We start from the raw sequence: 17,148 nt of genomic DNA, 5'->3' as shown, positions 1-17,148 counted from the left end.
GAGTGCTCTGGTACGGCGCTCCCGGACGACCTATCGCCCGACCGTGACCCCTGAGGGGAGCACCCATGTCGATACAGCGTTCACGGGTATCACCTCCTCGTTCTCTCACACGGCCTCCGGGAAAGTAGCAGTGGTCGCCGCGGTCCGCCAACAGGTTTTCGAGACGGCGGGCACCGCCCGGTCAGGGCCGTGGAGAACTATATGCCGCCACCGGCAGGAGGCGGTTTCGATGCCTCTTTGCCCTTGTCGCCTTGTTCACAACGGCTCGTCGTTCGCCTATACCACCTACGCGTACGGACGATTGCGGGCAATCACTGTGAGTCCTGTTGCGAACCGGGCGCGGTGACGGGTCAGGGAACACTTCGAGCCGGACGTCGACGGGCTCGGGTTCGACAGGGAGGCAATGGGATGGAACCACAGCGGGCGGGCGGGTACCTGCTCATGAGCGATGCCGATCGGGAGCAGGCGGTCGCGGCGCTCAAACAGAGTTTTCAGGCCGGGCGGCTCACCGCGGACGAATTGTCGGACCGGATCGGACATGTGCTGAGTTCGCGTACGGCCGGCGATCTCGATCGCGCGATGGCCGGATTGCCGTGGACGCGGGCCGATAACCCGGCGATGGCGTACACATCATCGGGTTATGGGAGGCACGCCGCACCGACCCCCTGGCAGCAACGCGGATTGGGTTTCGCCGCGTTCGTACTCGGGGTCTTCGGATTCCTCTGTGGAATAACTTCGATACCTGCGGTGGTGGTCGGTGTGGTGGCGCTGACAATGGATACCGAGCGAGACGATAAGGGCTACGCCATATCCGGTATCGCGGTGGGGGTCATATGGCTGGCGATATTCGGCTGGAAACTCGTCACCTGACCGGGCGGCCGGCGCGATATCCGGATCGTCATCCGGCAGGCGTACGGCGCAGCAAGAACACCAGATAGGGCGCGCCGAGGAGCGCGGTGACGATACCGACGGGGATTTCCATCGGCGCGAGCAGGGTGCGCCCCACCGCGTCCGCGGCGACCACGAGGGTGGCGCCCAGGAGGGCGGCGACCGGGACCAGCCGGGCCGTGCCACCGCCGACGAGTCTGCGGGCGAGATGCGGTGCGACGAGACCGACGAAACCGACGGTGCCGACCGCGGCGGCCGTTCCGGCGGCCAGCACGGCCGCGGCGCCGAGTACGAGGATTCGAGCCCGTCCGAGAGCGAGCCCGAGGGCACGCGGTAGATCTTCGCCCAGCGCGAGCATGTTCACCGGACGTGCCGCGCAGGCGATCAGCACGGCGACGAGCCCCGGGACGGCGAGCCAGCCGAGTGCGTTCAGATCGCGTGCGTAGGTGCTGCCGGACAACCAGGTGAGAGCGGCCGAAATATCCATCTGCGAGCTGACCACCATGGCATTGACCGCGGCTCCCGCGGTCGCGGCCACACCGAGTCCGACCAGGACGACCCGGGTGGGGTCGAGGCCGGTGCGATCGCGCGCGACGCCGATCACCAGAGCCAATGCCGCGACACCACCGATCCCCGCCGCCAAGGGCAGGAACACGGCCGGGGCGGCGGGCAGCACACTGATCATCAGCACCGCGCCGGCCGACGCACCGGCCGTGATGCCGAGCAGGCCCGGCTCGGCGAGTGGATTGCGGACCACGGACTGCACCGCCACACCCGCCACCGCGAGACAGGCTCCGGCAACGGCGGCGACCAGGATTCGGGGTAGACGCAGCGACAGCACGGTATCGGTCAGATCGTCACCGGTGCCGGCGATGGCGGCCGCGATCTGGCCCCAGCTGAGGTCGACGTCGCCGACGCGCAGCCCCACCACGGATACCACGAGCAGCGCGAGCAGCCCCACGATGAGCATGGAGACGTAGCCGCGGGCCCGCGCCGGGCGGGCGACACTCACCGCGGCACCGGTATCGGCGTCGCCGGTTGTCGCCCGGCGGGCCAGCAGCACGAACACCGGCCCGCCGACCAATGCCGTCACCACCCCGACCGGCAGCTCGCCGTAGCCGGCCGAGGGCGGGAACAGCACTCGCGCGGCGGTATCGGCGGCGAGCACGAGGGTTGCCCCGGCCAGCCCCGCCAGTGGGATCAGGGCCGCATGCTGCCGGACGCCGAGCAGCCGCACCGCGACAGGCGCGACGAAACCGACGAAACCGATCGGTCCGGCCAGGGTGACCGCGGCCGCGGCGAGCACGATCGCGAGCAGCCACGCGACGGGGCGCGCCCGGTCGACGCGCACACCCATTGCCGCGGCCGCTTCGTCGCCCAGTGCCAGCAAGTTCAGCGGACGTGCCAGCAGCGGCGCCAGCAGCGCCGCCGCGGCGATCACCGCACCGAGTACGAGCGGTCGATCCAGCCCGTTCTGCACCAGCGAGCCGTTACCCCAGAAGAACAGCCCGCGGGTCGCTTCCTCGTCCAGCAATTGCAGGAACTCCGCCCCCGCCATCCCGGTCAGCGTGATCACCGCCCCGGTCAGCAGCACCCGTCCCGGGGTCAGCACGCCGCGCCCGTTCAGCAGGTAGACCAGTCCGACGGCGAGCAGCCCGCCGGCGAACGCGGCAATCCCGGAACCGATGATGCCGACATCGGCTCCGACGTAGGCCAGGACTCCCACAGCTAGATAGGCGCCGGCATTGACGCCCAGTGTGTCGGGGGCGGCCAACGGATTCCGGGTCGCACCCTGGATCAGGCAGCCGGCGACGCCGAGCGCGACCCCCGCGGCCAAGCCCGCGAGCGTACGCGCGAATCTGCTGCCGACCAGTACCGCCCGTACTTCCGGGGTCGCGTGGCCGGTGACCAGGTCGAACAACGCGCCCGGCCCGACACCGGCGGCGCCGATTCCGATATGCGCTATGGCTATCGCGACGAGTGCCAGGGTGAGCGCGCCACCGACCAGCCACCCTCGCAGTATCCGAGAGGAAATCACACGCCGAGGGCTTTCCCGGTCTCGTCGAGCAGTTGGATCGCCGACAGTGGGCCGCCGAAGAGCCATGTGCCCGAATCGAGCGGTACCGCGCGACCCTGCTCGACGAAGTCCAGTTCCCGCCATACCGGGTTGCCGGCCAGCGCCCCGGTGAACGGGTTGTCATCGTCCGCGGCGACCGACAGGAATGTGGCCGACCCCGGTACCTGGGTCAGTGACTCGACTCCCACGGTGGTCATCCCCCAGTCGTCGGGCCGGCCGCGCCATCCGTTGCGCAAACCCGCGAGCCCGAGAACCTGCGCGGAGAACGCCTCGTCGGTCATCATGCGAATGGTCGGGACAGCGTCGGCCGTGTAGGCCTGCGCCAGCGCGTATTCCGTGCCGGACTTACCGGCCCGGTCCAACCGGCCGGCCAGATCCGCGACCGCGTCGTCCATCCGGCCGAGAACCTCGGTGGCCTTATCCGGTTCACCGACCGCGGTGGCCAGCGCGGTGAAGGTTTTCTTCATCGTCTCCAACTGCGGCGGAGCGGTGTAGTCGAATACCAGTACCGGGGCGATCGCCGCGAGCCGGTCGTAATTGGCCGCGACGCGATCCCCGCTGGCCACGATGAGATCCGGTTTCAGCGCCGCGATCTGCTCGATACTCGGCTCGGCTCGCGTGCCGACATCCCGCACCTCCGCGGGCAGCCGCGCACCGGGTGCGGTGACCCAGGAGTTGTAGATACCGCTCTCGGCATTGCCGACCGGAGTGACGCCGAGCGCGCGCAGTTCCTCGGTCAGGCTCCATTCGAGTGAGACGACCTTGGTGGCCGGTCCCGGCAGGGTGACCGGACCCCGCGCGGTGTCGACCGTGATCGAGCCCTCGGCGCCCGGTGCGCCGGGCCCGCCCGGGTTGCTCACTGTGCCGGATCCGCAGCCCACGAGGGCCGACAGGAGTACCGCGGCGGCGCAGAAGCGCAGGAATTTCGGCATCTTCACTCCAACCATGAGCCGATCACAATCACGATGAGGCGGCAGGCTCGGACCGCCTCGGGAAGCACGCGAGGTGCCCGGTATCGGGGTCGTGGACAACCGTGACGTCGATACCGAACGCGCGGCCGATGGTTTCCGCGGTGAGCACATCGGCGGGCGTACCGGCCGCGACGACGCCGCCGTCGGCCAGTACGACGACTTCGTCGCCGTAAGCGGCCGCGTGCATCAGATCGTGCAACACCACACCGCAGGCGATCCCGTATTCGCGGGCCAGCCGCCGGACGACATCGAGCACCTCGAACTGATGCCGGAGGTCCAGGTAGGTCGTCGGCTCGTCCAGGAGCACGAGCCCGGCGCGCTGTGCCAGCACCGTCGCCAGCCACGCCCGCTGGCGTTCACCGCCGGAGAGCTCGTCGAGCCGCGATTCGCTCAGCGGAGCCGCGTCGCTCACCTCGAGGGCCCATTCGACCGCTTCCCGATCCGCGTCGGTATGCCTGCCGAACGCCCCCCGATGCGCGTAGCGGCCGTGCCGAACCAGATCACGCACTGTCACCCCGGCCGGAACCAGGGGCGCCTGGGGCAGGAATGCGAGCTGCTGGGAAAGTGCGCGCCGCGACAGCGACCGCAGCGGGACGCCGTCGATATGCACCGAGCCCGCCAACGGCGGTAGCAGCCCGGCCACTGTGCGCAGCAGGGTGGATTTACCACAACCGTTCGGCCCGACCAGCACGGTTACCGTCCCGGGCTTCAATGTGAGATCGATACCGCGCAGCACAGTGCGACCGGCGTGACCGGCATCGACACCGCGCGCGTCCAACCGCACGCCCGTTGCTGTCATCACCCGTCTCCTCATCTGGCCGGATCAGCACCGTAACAAAATAAGGCGAGGCAAGCCTAATAAGTCCTGGTTTGCCCGGTCGGACCGCGCTCATCGATTTCCTCGAACGCGGAATGCGCCCAGGGAGCGCGTGGGCGTGGGAGGCCACTCCGGTCCGGCAGCGGGTGATAGCCGGGATCAGCGACGGGTATCGATCGTCGGATCACCGGCGGTGATCTTGCGGATGTGATCACCGGCGAGCAGATCGTGCGGATAGCCGAGGGCTGATCTCCCGCCGCCGGCCCGGCGGCTCCGCACCGGGCCGGCGGCGGCTCGTCGAGATGTCAGACAGTTTTGATGGTGCCGCCGTCGATGACGAAATCCGCGCCCACGATATTTGCGGACTTATCGGAGACGAGGAAGGTGATCAGTGCCGCGATCTCTTCCGGCTCGGAGATCCGGCCGGAGGCGATATTGAAGATATCACCGAGGTTCTCCAGTAGTTCGTCATGAGACATCCCCTGTGCGGCAGCGACATTGGCGCCGAAACTCTCCGGACCGCGCCACAGCGGGCTCCCCACCACACCCGGGGATACGGTGTTGACGCGCACACCGCGCGGGCCGAACTCGTCGCTGAGCCGTTTGCCGAGGGCGGACAGCGCGGCCTTGGCCTCGCTGTAACCGATCGGACCCGGAGTGGGGGTGCGGGCGAAGATCGAGGAGATGTTCACGATCGACCCACGCCTTTGCAGCAGACTCGGCAGGGCCGCGCGGGTGGTCCATACCGCACTGAACAGATTGAGGTCGAACAACTTTCGCCACTGGTCATCGGTGACGTCGAGAAAACCACCCAACCCCAGCAGGTCCGCGTCACCGGCACCCACATTGTTGACCAGGATATCGATGCCGCCGAGCTCGGCGAGTGCGCCGTCGATCAGCCGTATCACCCCCTCCTGAGTGCTCAAATCGGCGGAAACCGCTGCGATACTCGCCTTTTCGAGTTCTGGGGTAATCGTTCGCGCACCTCCGACGACCTGTACGCCTTCGGCGGTCAATGCCTCGGCGACGGCTAATCCGATACCGCGACCGGCTCCGGTGACGACCGCTGTTCTGCCGGCCAGTTCGAGATCCATGGCAATCTTCCTTCCTCAGCTGCCGATAGAGCGGCGGAGCTCGAATGGGTTGCACCGCCGCTTCTTTCGACCCAGGACAGGCCGGGCAGCATGCGGGGGATAGTATCCGAATGCCGGATACGAAATCGGCGATTCCGGGCCGAATCCCTTGAAAGAAAAGAGGATTCGAGCACCAGCACATCTCGGCCGGGGCGCTCGCGGCAGGGGTCAGCGCAGTGCCTGCGCCCCGATAACAGACAGCATCTGAAGTTTGTCATAGCTCTCACTGCCGGGAACAGCGGTGTAGACCAGCAGCGCGTGCGCCCGGCCCGGGTCGACGAGCCGTTGGCAGGTCAACTCCAGAGCACCGACCTCGGGGTGGACGAAGTGCTTCACGTCGCGGGGACGTATCCCGATCTCGTGGTTCTCCCAGGTCCGCCGGAACTCCTCGCTGTGGGCGAGGAGCAGGTCGGCGAGTTCCGCCGCCCGGGAATCGGGGCCACGGAGAGTGACGATCTCGCGCAGCCCCGCCGCGTACATCCGGGTGAGAAACGCATGGTCTTCCGGTGTGTAGAACTGCCGGGCGGCGGGATCGGTGAACCATCGGTATCCGATGCTCCGATCGGGTCCGGTGTAGCGGGTCAGGTCACCGGTCAGCGCGATACCCAGCGGTGACTGCCGCAGCGTCTCGCCGAGTTCGGTGACTATCTCGGCGGGTGTGTCGTCCAGGCGATCGAGCACGCGCAACAGGCCGGGGCTGATGTGCTCGCCGAGCACACCGCGTGCCGGTGGATTGTGCCCGGCGAGACGGAACAGGTGATCGCGCTCGTCGAGCGACAGGTGCAGCCCCTGGGCGATCGATACGAGCATCTGCGGCGACGGCTGCGGCCCGCGCTCACGCTCGAGCCGGGAGTAGTAGTCGGCCGACATATGACACAGTGCCGCGACTTCCTCGCGCCGCAAACCGTCGGTCCGGCGACGCGGGCCGCGCGGGAGGCCGACATCTTCGGGTTGCAGTGCCGCACGCCGATTGCGGAGAAACTCCGCCAGCCCGGTGCGATCGATCACGGCGCTCCTTCTGCTCGGGTCCTGCCTCGTTTCTACCGCCCGCGAGCAGCGATATCCACGGATCACCGATCCCCCCGTCACCTCGAGAGGTGATGTAGCGAGCCTGTGATCGGGAGGTCCTGGATATCCCCCGTCCCCGGGTCCACTCTCGATGACATGAACCCGGCGCGGAAGCCGGCGAACACCCCGCGCCGGGTAAGGGCGCCACAACCCATGCCGATACGAGGAGCAGGAAATGCCACGTCGACCTATCGATATCACCGTTGCGGGCCTGTCCGGGAAACGCGCGGTCGTCACCGGAGCCAGCGACGGGATGGGGCTCGGTATCGCCGCACGACTGGCGGCGGCCGGCGCCGAGGTGATCATGCCCGTCCGGAACGCCGGTAAGGGCGAACACGCCGTCGCGCGGATCCGGGAACTCCACCCGAACGCGAACCTCTCGCTGCGCAGTCTCGACCTGTCTTCGCTGGCGTCGGTCGAAGCCCTCGGCAATACCCTCCGTGCGGAAGGTCAGCCGATCCACATCCTCATCAACAACGCCGGCGTGATGACCCCGCCGGACCGGCAGACCACGGCCGACGGTTTCGAACTCCAGTTCGGCACCAACTACCTCGGCCATTTCGCCCTCGTCGGCCATCTCCTGCCCTTGCTGCGCGCCGGCCACGCCCGGGTGACCTCGCAGGTCAGCATCGCCGCGCGGCGGGGCGCCATCAACTGGGACGACCTGAACTGGGAGCGCCGCTACGACGGGCAGCGCGCCTACAGCCAGTCGAAGATCGCGTTCGGGCTGTTCGGTCTCGAACTGGATCGCCGCAGCAAGGCCCACGGCTGGACCATCACCAGCAACCTCTCCCACCCCGGTGTAGCTCCCACCAGCCTCTTGGCCGCCCGCCCCGAGCTCGGCCGCACCCGCGACACCCTCCAGGTGCGCCTGATCCGGGCGCTCTCGGCCCGCGGCATCCTGCTGGGCACCGTCGACACCGCGACCCTGCCCGCTCTCATGGCCGCGACCGGCCCCGACTCCACCGGCGGCCGCCTCTACGGGCCGAGCGGCCCCGGCCATCTCGGCGGCCCGCCCGCCGAACAACGGCTCTACTCACCGCTGCGCCGTGCCGAGGACGCCGCACGCATCTGGGAGATCTCCGAGCGGCTGTCCGAGACCACCTTCGCCGCCACCTGAGGCCCCTGGGATCCGATTCGAACCGTGCGTGAGCGCCCGGATCGACTGTGACGTCGGGTATTACGGCACCCTCGGAAGCGCATCGGCACAGTCGCCTGGGGTGGGACCCCAGACGTCATCCGGCGGTGCGCAGGGGCGCGCCGACGTGGTGCAGGTGCCGCAGCGCCTCGCGGTAGGAGGAGATGAGCCCGGTCTCGTGGTACGGCACGCCGATCTCGGCGCAGTAGTCGCGGACGATCACCTGGGCGTGACGCAGATTCGGCGTCGGCATGCTCGGGAACAAATGGTGTTCGATCTGATAGTTGAGTCCGCCCAGGGCGAGGTCGGTGAGCGCGCCACCCCGCACGTTGCGGGAGGTCAGTACCTGCCGGCGGAGGTAATCGGGGCGGTCGTCGCCGGTCAGGGTCGGCATGCCCTTGTGGTTCGGGGCGAAGATACAACCCATGTACAGGCCGAACAGCGCTTGATGAACCACGAGGAACGCGAAGGCTTTGTCGGCGGGCAGAACCACGAACAGCGCGGCCAGATAAACAGCGAAGTGGCCGAAGAGCAGCGAGCCCTCCAAGGCGCGGTGTTTGATCGATCGATTGCCGAGCGCACGTATGCCCGCCACGTGCAGGTTGAGGCCCTCCAGCATCAGCAGAGGGAAGAACAGGAATGCCTGTGCCCTCCCGATGAGACGGGTCAGGCCACGACTGGCCCGAGCCTGCCGTTGCGACCAGACCAGGACGTCGGGGACGATATCGGGGTCGAGTTCCTCATGGTTCGGATTGGCGTGGTGCCGGGTGTGCTTGTCCTGCCACCAGCCGTAACCCAGGCCTATACCGGCATTCCCGGCGAGCCGGCCCACGATCTCCGTCGGCCGCCGCAGCCGGAAGACCTGGCGGTGCGCGATATCGTGCATGACGAGTGCGACCTGCGCGCACGTCACGGACAGGAACGCCGCGATCAGCAGCGTCCACCACGAGTCGCCGGCGAGAACGAATGCCGCCCAGCCGGCCACGTACGCGAACCCGACGAGGCCGGTCCGGACGGCGTAGTAGACGGGGCGCCGGTTCATCAGTCCCGCATCGGAGATCCGGCGTAACAGACGGGCATAATCACCGTCGGCGCCACGGCGCCGTGATGACTGTGGAGATGGGGCCAAGGCCGATATCGTCATAGATCTTCCTGAGAGTCGGGGCGGATCCACCTCCGCCCGCTGTCGATACCGATCGGAGATCTGATCCAGCGGGCCTGCCCCGTATGCGGAAACGGGGTGGCGATGTCGATACACCGAAGCTATCGGCCGGATCCTCGTTCCGGGTAATCCCCTGGTATGGCACGGAATCCCACTGCGGAGTGATATTCGGATGCCCGCACGCGGCGCCGGGCGATACGCCGGCGGCGCTCTACTGTGTCCCATGGGCATGGTGTGCACTGAACAAGGGCCGCGTGACGGGCAGCCCGGACGCGACGAGGGAGTCAGAGAATGGCATTGAGCACTCGGCAGCTCGCCGACTTCGCGGGCACCACGGTGAAGGCCATTCGCTACTACCACGAAATCGGGTTGCTGGATATGCCCGAGCGAAAGCCCAACGGGTACAAGCAGTACAAGATCTCGCATCTGATCCGGTTGATGCAGATCAAGCGGTTGAGCGAGCTGGGGGTGCCGCTCTCGGAGATCCCCGCGACGGGACAGGCCGACGAGGATCCGGACGAGGCGATACGCCGGCTCGATGCCGAACTGGCGGCGAGGGTCGAACAGATCAACCGGGTACGCGCGGAGCTGGCGCTCATCTTGCGTCATCGGGCACCGATGCATATGCCGCCCGAGTTCGCTCCGATCTCCCGGGACCTCTCCGACGCGCATCAGTCCTTACTGATGGTCTACTCGGCGATTCTCAGCGAGGAGCACATGGGGGAATTCCTTCAGATGATCAGTGCGCCCGACGATACCGAAGCCGATTTCGATGCCCTGCCTCCGGACGCCGACGAGGCCACGATCGATCGCCTCGCCGAACGTATGGTGCCGGTGGTCCGCCGGCTCCAGGTGGAACATCCATGGTCGAAGGATGCGACGGCGAATTCGCCGCACGGAGCGCGGCTGGCCGCGAATACGGTGGGACACGCGCTGGTGGAGTTCTACAACCCCGCCCAGCTACGCGTCCTCCAACGCCTGAACACCCTCCTCGAACAGGCGGACGACGAGACACCCTCGTAACGGCACTGCCGCGACGCGAGTGCTCAGCCGGATGCCGCCGCGCAGGTCACGTCCCGCTCAGGCATCGTGCCGTCGACCAGGTAACCGGTGACGGTGTTCGACGCACAGGGGTTGGTGCCGAGGACATACGCCCCGTGGCCGCTTCCGTCGACGCTCACCAGCCGGGACCGCTCCCCGAACTTCTCGTCGATCGACTCACCGCCGCGCAGCGGGGTGACCGGGTCGCGCCGGTTCTGCACGACCAGCACACCGGCCGGGCCGTCGGCGGCGACCGGCACCGGTGGCTCGGACGGCCCCAGCTGCCAGTAGGCGCAGGGCATGATGTTCGCGGCGGCCGCGCCGTAGAGCGGGTACTTCTCGCGGTCCTCGGCGACGGCGCGCCGGTAGGTCCCGACGTCCTCGGGCCATTCGATGTCATTGCAGGTCACGGCGAGGAAAACGGACCAGCCGTTATCGTTCGGCGAAGGTGCCCCGGTACCGGGCGGCCGGCCGCCCGCGGGGCCCGCATTCCCGGATTCGAGCAGCGATTGCCAGCTCTGCGCCGCCGCGGCGTAGGACGATTCGCTGTACAGCGTGACGAAATTGCTGAACCGGAAGAGTCCGCCGTCCATACCGTCCACCGGGGTCTTGTCGAGTCGCTCGGCGAGGGTGAAGTAGGTCCGGCGCACCTCCTCGGGCGTGCGGCCCAGACCGTAGCTGTCGTGCCGCGCGGCGGCCCATTTCGCGAAGTCCGGGAAGGTCTCCTCCATCCCCCGGGCATATCTGCGCATACCGTCGTGGTCGAGGAAGGTGTCACCGATATTGCTGTCGAGCACGATCCGGTCGGCGCGCTCGGGGAACATGGAGGCATACGCGGCGCCCAGCGCGGTGCCGTAGGAGAACCCGAGGAAACTGGCTTTTTCCTCGCCGAGCGCGGCCCGGATCCGGTCGAGGTCGCGGGCTGTGTTCGCTGTCGACAGCTGCCGCAACCGCCCATCGTGGTCGTTCGCGGCGCACTGTTCGGCGACTCCCCGGGCGATCGTCGCCTGCTCGGCGACCGCGGCATCGTCGGCCGCGTACGGCGGGATATTGCCGAAGTACGCCTGATCGTCGGTGAAACCGCAGCTCACGGGGGCCGAATGCCCGACCCCGCGAGTATCCATACCGATCAGGTCGTAGCTGTCCAGGACCGAGGCCGGCAGGCCCTGGGTGACCAGGAGCTTGGACAACCCCAGGCCGGATCCGCCGGGACCACCCGGGTTCAGCAACAGCACACCACGCCGCTTGTCCGGGTTCTTGCTCGCCAGCCGGGAGATCATGATCTCGATCTGGGTGCCGTCCGGTCGGCTGTAGTCGAGGGGCACCGGCACGGTGGCGCACTGCAACTGAGGTGGGTCGGCGGGGACGTCCGCGGGGCACGCACCCCATTGCACCTGCGCGGCGGGATCGCCGCCCGGTTCGGCCGCGACAGGGGGCACCCCGATCAGCGCCCCGGTGAGTGCGAGCACGGCCAGCCGAGTCAGCCCTCGGCCGGCACTCCGTTTTCGATACATAAGTTCCCACTCCCCGACGTGATCTCACAGGTTGGTCTTGCCGATCACTCCACACCGTGCCCTCGGGGCAGGGTCAAGGCCGCCGTGACGAAATACCGGAGTCTTTTCGAATTACCGGTGAGCGGAGGACTCGTTTTTCGACGGATTCGTTACCGAAGTGATTTATTCGAAGCGGAATGGTGCGGTGCCGCAATATCGACCCGAGCCGGAGCGCTTCGTACGGTCGTAGAATCGACAGAGCTGTCGTCCCGTCGCACAGTTTCGCCGCGGCGGCGAGTAATTACGTATTTATTCCCTGTTGCCGAATCATATTCCGGCCGATTCGATTGCGAGGTTCCGTGCGGTGCGCGCAGATGGAGATGTATGGGATATCGTCACCGGCGTGGGGCTCACCGCGCTGGGTGTCGCGACTTTCCGGGCGATCGAATCCGCCCATACCGAACCCCTGATTCACGACGACTACGCCGAGCTTTTCGTCCGCGCCGCGGGCGAAGGACATTTTATCGATATGCTGACGAACCCGCCGAAACTGGACGATATACCGCTGGTTCCCGGGTTCATGGGCCTGCGGACGAAATTCTTCGACGATTTCTTCCTCTCCGCCGCATCGGACGGTGCGCGGCAGGCAGTGATACTGGCCGCCGGATTGGACGCGCGTGCACACCGGCTGGACTGGCCCGCCGGCACGGTCGTCTTCGAAATCGACCGGCCCGAGATACTCGAATTCAAGGACCGGGTACTGCGCGATAATGCCGCGGTCCCACGGGCCGATCGCCGGACCGTGGCCGTCGACCTCCGTGACGATTGGCCCGCCGCACTGACCGCGGCCGGTATGGACCCCGCCGCCCCCACCGCGTGGTCGGCCGAAGGGCTGCTGCCCTATCTCCCCGGCGCCGCGCAGGACGCCCTGTTCGGCTCCATCGACGGACTCTCGGCACCGGGCAGCCACCTCGCGGTGGAGAGCGCCCCCACCGGGGCGGCGTCGAGCTGTTTCGCCACGCTCGAATCGAAATATTTCGATAAGAACCCCTTCGGCGCCATCGACCCGACCGACCTGTTCTACCGCGACGCCAGATCCGATCCGGAACAGTGGCTGCCCGCGCACGGCTGGCCGGTGCGGGTCGCGAGCTCGACCGATCTGGCAGCCGCCTACGGCGTGACCCTCCCCGATCTGCCGGACGAACTCGAACAGGAATGGGACCGGCCCCGCTACCTCGCGGCGACCCGAATGTCGGATTGAGCGGCGCCGACTGTCCCGGAAAACCCGAACCGGGCTGCGAATCGTTATTCCTACCTGCACACTGAGTGCGGAACCGCGCGGGCCCCCGGGCACCGCGCGCTCCGTGCACCGGTGAGCGAGAGGGATTGCGAATGTCGGAGACCACCACCCCGGGCCGGGCCGTCCCCGACGGCCACACACCGGCGTCATCACCGGCCGCGACGCGGCGCGCGATCTGGAACACGCTGCGCGGATCGTCCGGCAATCTCGTCGAGTGGTACGACGTCTACGTCTACACGGTGTTCGCCTCGTACTTCGAAAGCCATTTCTTCGATTCGGCGGACAAGAACTCCACCGTGTACGTGTACGCGATCTTCGCCGTCACGTTCCTCATGCGCCCGGTCGGCTCGTGGTTCTTCGGCCGCTACGCCGACCGCCACGGTCGGCGCGCGGCCCTCACGTTCAGCGTTTCGCTCATGGCGGCGTGTTCGCTGGTGATCGCGATCGTGCCCGGGCGCGAGACCATAGGTGTGGGCGCCGCCGTGATCCTGATCCTGTGCCGACTGGTGCAGGGGTTCGCGACCGGCGGCGAATACGGCGCGTCGGCCACCTACATGTCCGAGGCTGCCACGCGTGAACGCCGCGGCTTCTTCTCGTCGTTCCAATACGTCACCCTGGTCGGTGGCCATGTGCTGGCCCAGCTCACCCTGCTGGTGTTGCAGACGTTCATGGATAAACAGGAGATCTCCGACTACGGCTGGCGCATAGCCTTCTTCATCGGCGGTGTCGCCGCGGTGGTCGTGTTCTGGTTGCGCCGCAGTATGGACGAATCGCTCACCGAGGAACAGCTCGCCGCCGTCCGGCGCGGTGAGGACACCGAATCGGGCTCACTGCGTGAACTGCTGTCCAACTACTGGCGCCCGCTGCTGCTGTGTTTCCTCATCACCATGGGCGGCACCCTGGCCTTCTACACCTACAGCGTGAACGCCCCGGCCATGATCAAGACGGCGTTCGAGGGCCGGGGCATGACGGCCACCTGGATCAACCTCGCCGGATTGATCTTCCTCATGCTGCTGCAGCCGGTCGGCGGAATGATCAGCGACAAGGTGGGCCGCAAACCCGTCCTGGTGTTCTTCGGGGTCGGCGGCGTCGCCTACACGTGGTTCCTGATCACTTTCCTCCAGGACGCGACATCGGTGGTGGGCACCCTGCTGGTGACGTGTATCGGTTATGTCCTGCTCACCGGCTACACGTCCATCAACGCCATCGTCAAGGCCGAACTGTTCCCCTCGCATATCCGGGCTCTGGGTGTCGGTGTCGGGTACGCGCTGGCCAACTCCGCGTTCGGCGGTACCGCACCGATGATCTACCAGGCCGCGAAGAACGGGGACTACGTGGGCTGGTTCATCGTGTACGTGACCGCCCTCATCTTCATCTCGCTGCTGGTGTACATCTTCGGGCTGAAGAACAAGAGCGAGTCGGCACTCGATCGGGAACAGGGGCGCGCGTTCCTGTAGCCCTCGACGCCACCGCATGCCGGCGGGGCTTAAAGGTGCTCCCGCGCCGTTCCCGGCCGGCGGCCTCTGCCGCCATCTCAGACCGAGGTACCGATATAGACGGCTCGCGCCCATTGCGGGGGCTTTTCCGGAAAATAGTCGGGATCGTCTTCACTCCATGAGCTCTCCCGTCGGAAAAGCCCGACCACCGTCCGGCACGCCGGCCGGCTGCTCGGCCACGGTGTCTGACCGTCGGTGAGCACAACGATCACATCGGGGTGCGGCCGGGCCCGAAGCGCCTTCGCGAAACCCGTGCGCAGATCCGTTCCCCCGCCACCCACCAAGGGTATTCCCTCGGCACGGCACAGCGGTTGCGCGATCCGGGCCGCGGCATCGCACGACAACACGGTGACCAAGTCGCGGCGACCGCCGACGGCCCGGGAGATAGCGGCCACTTCGAGCAGCGCGCTGCCCAGTTCGGCGTCGCTGACCGACCCCGAGGTATCGATGATCACGCTGACCCGAGGCGGTGTCCGCCGCAGGCTCGGCAACACGATGCCGGGCAGACCGGCCGAGCGCCGGGCCGGGCGGCCGTATGTGTAATCCGCGCCGGCGCCGGGGGCGGAGGCCGCCGAGCGGATGGCCGCTCCCAGCAGATCCCGCCACGGCTGTGGCGGGTGCAATGCCTCGTCGGCCCAGCGCCGCCACCCCTGTGGCGCGTTTCCCGGACGGCCGACGATGCCCTGCGCCACGCGGAACCGGACCGCGTCACGTTCCTGTTCACTGAGGCCATCCGCACCGTCCGGCCCCAACTCCCATTCACGATCCAGTCCGTCGGCTCCGCTTCCGCAGTCGAGCCAGGCCATCTCCTCGGTGAGCCTCCCGAGCCGGAATTGCCGCAGATAGTCCTCCATGAGTCCGCCGTTGGGCAGACCCAATTTCGCGGGTACAACAGCTCCCTCGGGCTGGACCAACCCGTCACCGAACGCGTCGTCGTTGATCTCCGCGTCCGCGGCGATATTCATCCGCAGCCGCTCCGCCGGACCGGTCAGCTCGTGCCGGCGGGCGAATCGGTCGCTGCGGCCGTGATGGTCGCGCAGTAGATGCGATACCTCGTGCACCAGTATCGAAGCCAGTTCCTCCACCGGTGCGTAATCCACGAAGGCGGGCGAAACATAGCACCGCCAGTACCGGTCCACGCCCATCGTCGGTACTTGTCGCGACTCGACGATATGCAGCGCGTACAGCGCGGTCGCCAGATAGGGCCGGGCCCGTGCGGCCTGCAGGCGGGCGGCGAAGAGCTTGTCGGAGAACGGCTCAGGGATATCGCGTGTCATCGGCCCACCCGTGCGGCGACGCGGGCCGCGGCGCGATCCGCCCCCTGGGATACCGACACCATTCCGGCGAGCTGTTCGATCGACGCCGGCACCTCCCAGTCGTCCTGTCGCAGCGTGGCGAGGGTGGTCGCGGGGACGACCACGAGGTCCGGCGCACCGGTTTCCACCGCTTTGACGAGTAGTACCCAGGCCGCGTCCCACCGGGATTCCGCCGGACGCCGGCGGACTGCCGCCACCACTGCGTCGAGCACGGCTTGGCGCAGATCGCCGCGCTCGGGTAGCTCGGCGGCGGCCGGGTCGGCGAGCAGTGCCTCGGGGTCGGGGAGGTCCATTCGATCGATGCTGGTCAGCAGTTCGAAGCCGGGGCCGTCTCCCACGGTGCCCCGGACCAGCAGGGAGAGCACGTCCTTGGACGAGCCGGCAGCGGTCGCGAAGGCGATCAGCCGCAGCGTCATATCCCAGCTGCGTGGCGAAGGCCAGGCACCGCCCCGCCGGGTTTCACTGCTGGGTAGCTGATGGACGAGATTTGGGCGGGCAGTGAGCAGACCGCACACAGCTCGACGGGCGAAAACAACTGCCTCCGAGAACTTTTCCGGATCGAGCCGTGGCAGTGTGGCACGCGGCCAGGTCCCGCCGAGGCCGCGGACCACCACGTCGTTGTCATGGGTCCATTGCAGGTGCACGAATCGGTTGGCCAGCGGTGGGCTCAGCTCCCAGCCGTCGGCCGCGGAGGAGCGCGGATTGGCGGCGGCCACGATGCGGACACCGGGTGGCAGCTGGAGTGCGCCGATCCGCCGTTCCAGGACGAGGCGGAGCAGGGCGGCCTGTACGGCCGGCGGTGCCGTCGACAGCTCGTCCAGGAACAACACCCCCCGGCCGGCCCGGACGAGTCGTACGGCCCAGTCCGGTGGAGCCATCGGGACACCGTGTTCGGCGGGGTCGTCGCCGATGATGGGCAGGCCGGAAAAGTCCGACGGCTCGTGCACACTCGCGATCACCGTGGTCAGCGGAAGATCCAGGGATTCGGCGAGCTGGGTCAGCGCCGAGGTCTTACCGATCCCCGGCTCACCCCACAGGAGCACCGGGAGATCGGCGGCCACCGCCAGCGTGAGGGCTTCCAGTTGAGTGTCGGGGCGGGGTTCGGTGGTCACCTCGCCCAGCAGGGTCAGCAGTTCACCCGCGACGTCGAGCTCGGAGAAATGGGCGCGATCCGAAGCGGGAGCGCATGCGCTGCAAGGAGGCATATGTGAATCACCTTTGGGTCGAAGAGAATTGAGTGAGGGTGAG

At 67.6% G+C, this 17,148-nt stretch carries 14 protein-coding genes; 5 read left to right on the top strand and 9 right to left on the bottom strand.

Annotation, left to right across the window (positions count from 1 at the left end):
- Positions 1 to 408: 408 nt before the first annotated feature.
- Positions 409 to 870 carry a DUF1707 and DUF4190 domain-containing protein gene (locus ABZ827_RS09105; RefSeq protein ID WP_357234853.1) on the top strand — a complete coding sequence of 154 codons (462 nt, stop codon included), beginning with the start codon at positions 409 to 411 and terminating at the stop codon, positions 868 to 870.
- A 28-nt stretch (positions 871 to 898) separates the two neighbouring features.
- Here ABZ827_RS09105 and ABZ827_RS09100 read toward each other — a convergent pair whose 3' ends face one another.
- The 5 genes from ABZ827_RS09100 to ABZ827_RS09080 form a co-directional block, all read right to left on the bottom strand.
- On the bottom strand, positions 899 to 2,926 hold the full coding sequence (locus ABZ827_RS09100) for an iron ABC transporter permease (RefSeq protein ID WP_357234851.1): 2,028 nt from the start codon (positions 2,924 to 2,926) through the stop codon (positions 899 to 901).
- Positions 2,923 to 3,912: an iron-siderophore ABC transporter substrate-binding protein gene (locus ABZ827_RS09095; protein ID WP_357234848.1), complete on the bottom strand. Its 990-nt coding sequence runs from the start codon at positions 3,910 to 3,912 to the stop codon at positions 2,923 to 2,925. Before ABZ827_RS09095 ends, ABZ827_RS09100 begins: the two co-directional genes overlap by 4 nt.
- A 13-nt stretch (positions 3,913 to 3,925) precedes the next feature.
- Positions 3,926 to 4,735, bottom strand: a complete 810-nt coding sequence (locus ABZ827_RS09090) for an ABC transporter ATP-binding protein (protein ID WP_357234845.1) — start codon at positions 4,733 to 4,735, stop codon at positions 3,926 to 3,928.
- Between the two features lie 323 nt (positions 4,736 to 5,058).
- Complete coding sequence (locus ABZ827_RS09085; protein ID WP_357234842.1) at positions 5,059 to 5,847, bottom strand: oxidoreductase; 789 nt, start codon at positions 5,845 to 5,847, stop codon at positions 5,059 to 5,061.
- Between the two features lie 207 nt (positions 5,848 to 6,054).
- Entirely contained in the window at positions 6,055 to 6,894 is an 840-nt protein-coding gene (locus tag ABZ827_RS09080; RefSeq protein WP_357234840.1) for a helix-turn-helix transcriptional regulator, read from the bottom strand.
- Between the two features lie 235 nt (positions 6,895 to 7,129).
- Between ABZ827_RS09080 and ABZ827_RS09075 the strand changes: the two genes are divergently transcribed.
- A complete protein-coding gene (locus tag ABZ827_RS09075) occupies positions 7,130 to 8,074 on the top strand; it encodes an SDR family oxidoreductase (protein WP_357234837.1) in 945 nt (314 codons plus the stop codon).
- Positions 8,075 to 8,189: 115 nt separating this feature from the next.
- On the opposite strand, the gene ABZ827_RS09070 is transcribed toward ABZ827_RS09075, so the two are convergent.
- Complete coding sequence (locus ABZ827_RS09070) at positions 8,190 to 9,236, bottom strand: acyl-CoA desaturase (protein WP_357234834.1); 1,047 nt, start codon at positions 9,234 to 9,236, stop codon at positions 8,190 to 8,192.
- Between the two features lie 309 nt (positions 9,237 to 9,545).
- Here ABZ827_RS09070 and ABZ827_RS09065 point away from each other — a divergent pair, with 309 nt between their 5' ends.
- Complete coding sequence (locus ABZ827_RS09065) at positions 9,546 to 10,277, top strand: MerR family transcriptional regulator (protein ID WP_357234831.1); 732 nt, start codon at positions 9,546 to 9,548, stop codon at positions 10,275 to 10,277.
- 23 nt (positions 10,278 to 10,300) lie between these two features.
- Here the strand turns inward: ABZ827_RS09065 and ABZ827_RS09060 are convergent, their stop codons facing one another.
- Positions 10,301 to 11,809 (bottom strand): alpha/beta hydrolase, encoded by a 1,509-nt coding sequence (locus ABZ827_RS09060; protein WP_357234829.1) that lies wholly within the window; start codon positions 11,807 to 11,809, stop codon positions 10,301 to 10,303.
- Between the two features lie 343 nt (positions 11,810 to 12,152).
- On the opposite strand from ABZ827_RS09060, the gene ABZ827_RS09055 reads away from it, so the two are divergent.
- Positions 12,153 to 13,049: a class I SAM-dependent methyltransferase gene (locus ABZ827_RS09055; protein WP_357234826.1), complete on the top strand. Its 897-nt coding sequence runs from the start codon at positions 12,153 to 12,155 to the stop codon at positions 13,047 to 13,049.
- A 131-nt stretch (positions 13,050 to 13,180) separates the two neighbouring features.
- The gene (locus ABZ827_RS09050) at positions 13,181 to 14,545 is read left to right on the top strand and encodes an MFS transporter (RefSeq protein WP_357234823.1); all 1,365 of its coding nucleotides are present in this window, start codon (positions 13,181 to 13,183) and stop codon (positions 14,543 to 14,545) included.
- Between the two features lie 77 nt (positions 14,546 to 14,622).
- Here ABZ827_RS09050 and ABZ827_RS09045 read toward each other — a convergent pair whose 3' ends face one another.
- On the bottom strand, positions 14,623 to 15,861 hold the full coding sequence (locus ABZ827_RS09045) for a VWA-like domain-containing protein (protein ID WP_357234820.1): 1,239 nt from the start codon (positions 15,859 to 15,861) through the stop codon (positions 14,623 to 14,625).
- Positions 15,858 to 17,105: a MoxR family ATPase gene (locus tag ABZ827_RS09040; protein ID WP_357234817.1), complete on the bottom strand. Its 1,248-nt coding sequence runs from the start codon at positions 17,103 to 17,105 to the stop codon at positions 15,858 to 15,860. Before ABZ827_RS09040 ends, ABZ827_RS09045 begins: the two co-directional genes overlap by 4 nt.
- Positions 17,106 to 17,148 lie beyond the last annotated feature (43 nt).

Source organism: Nocardia sp. NPDC019395 (genome assembly GCF_040632335.1).
GTDB lineage: Bacteria > Actinomycetota > Actinomycetes > Mycobacteriales > Mycobacteriaceae > Nocardia.
This window is presented reverse-complemented; position numbering and strand designations above follow the sequence as displayed.

Coding starts and splice junctions, on each gene's coding strand:
- ABZ827_RS09105 (WP_357234853.1), top strand. CDS start 409: ATGGAACCACAGCGGGCGGGCGGGTACCTGCTCATGAGCGATGCCGAT.
- ABZ827_RS09095 (WP_357234848.1), bottom strand. CDS start 3,912: ATGGTTGGAGTGAAGATGCCGAAATTCCTGCGCTTCTGCGCCGCCGCG.
- ABZ827_RS09090 (WP_357234845.1), bottom strand. CDS start 4,735: ATGACAGCAACGGGCGTGCGGTTGGACGCGCGCGGTGTCGATGCCGGT.
- ABZ827_RS09085 (WP_357234842.1), bottom strand. CDS start 5,847: ATGGATCTCGAACTGGCCGGCAGAACAGCGGTCGTCACCGGAGCCGGT.
- ABZ827_RS09075 (WP_357234837.1), top strand. CDS start 7,130: ATGCCACGTCGACCTATCGATATCACCGTTGCGGGCCTGTCCGGGAAA.
- ABZ827_RS09070 (WP_357234834.1), bottom strand. CDS start 9,236: ATGACGATATCGGCCTTGGCCCCATCTCCACAGTCATCACGGCGCCGT.
- ABZ827_RS09065 (WP_357234831.1), top strand. CDS start 9,546: ATGGCATTGAGCACTCGGCAGCTCGCCGACTTCGCGGGCACCACGGTG.
- ABZ827_RS09060 (WP_357234829.1), bottom strand. CDS start 11,809: ATGTATCGAAAACGGAGTGCCGGCCGAGGGCTGACTCGGCTGGCCGTG.
- ABZ827_RS09050 (WP_357234823.1), top strand. CDS start 13,181: ATGTCGGAGACCACCACCCCGGGCCGGGCCGTCCCCGACGGCCACACA.
- ABZ827_RS09045 (WP_357234820.1), bottom strand. CDS start 15,861: ATGACACGCGATATCCCTGAGCCGTTCTCCGACAAGCTCTTCGCCGCC.
- ABZ827_RS09040 (WP_357234817.1), bottom strand. CDS start 17,105: ATGCCTCCTTGCAGCGCATGCGCTCCCGCTTCGGATCGCGCCCATTTC.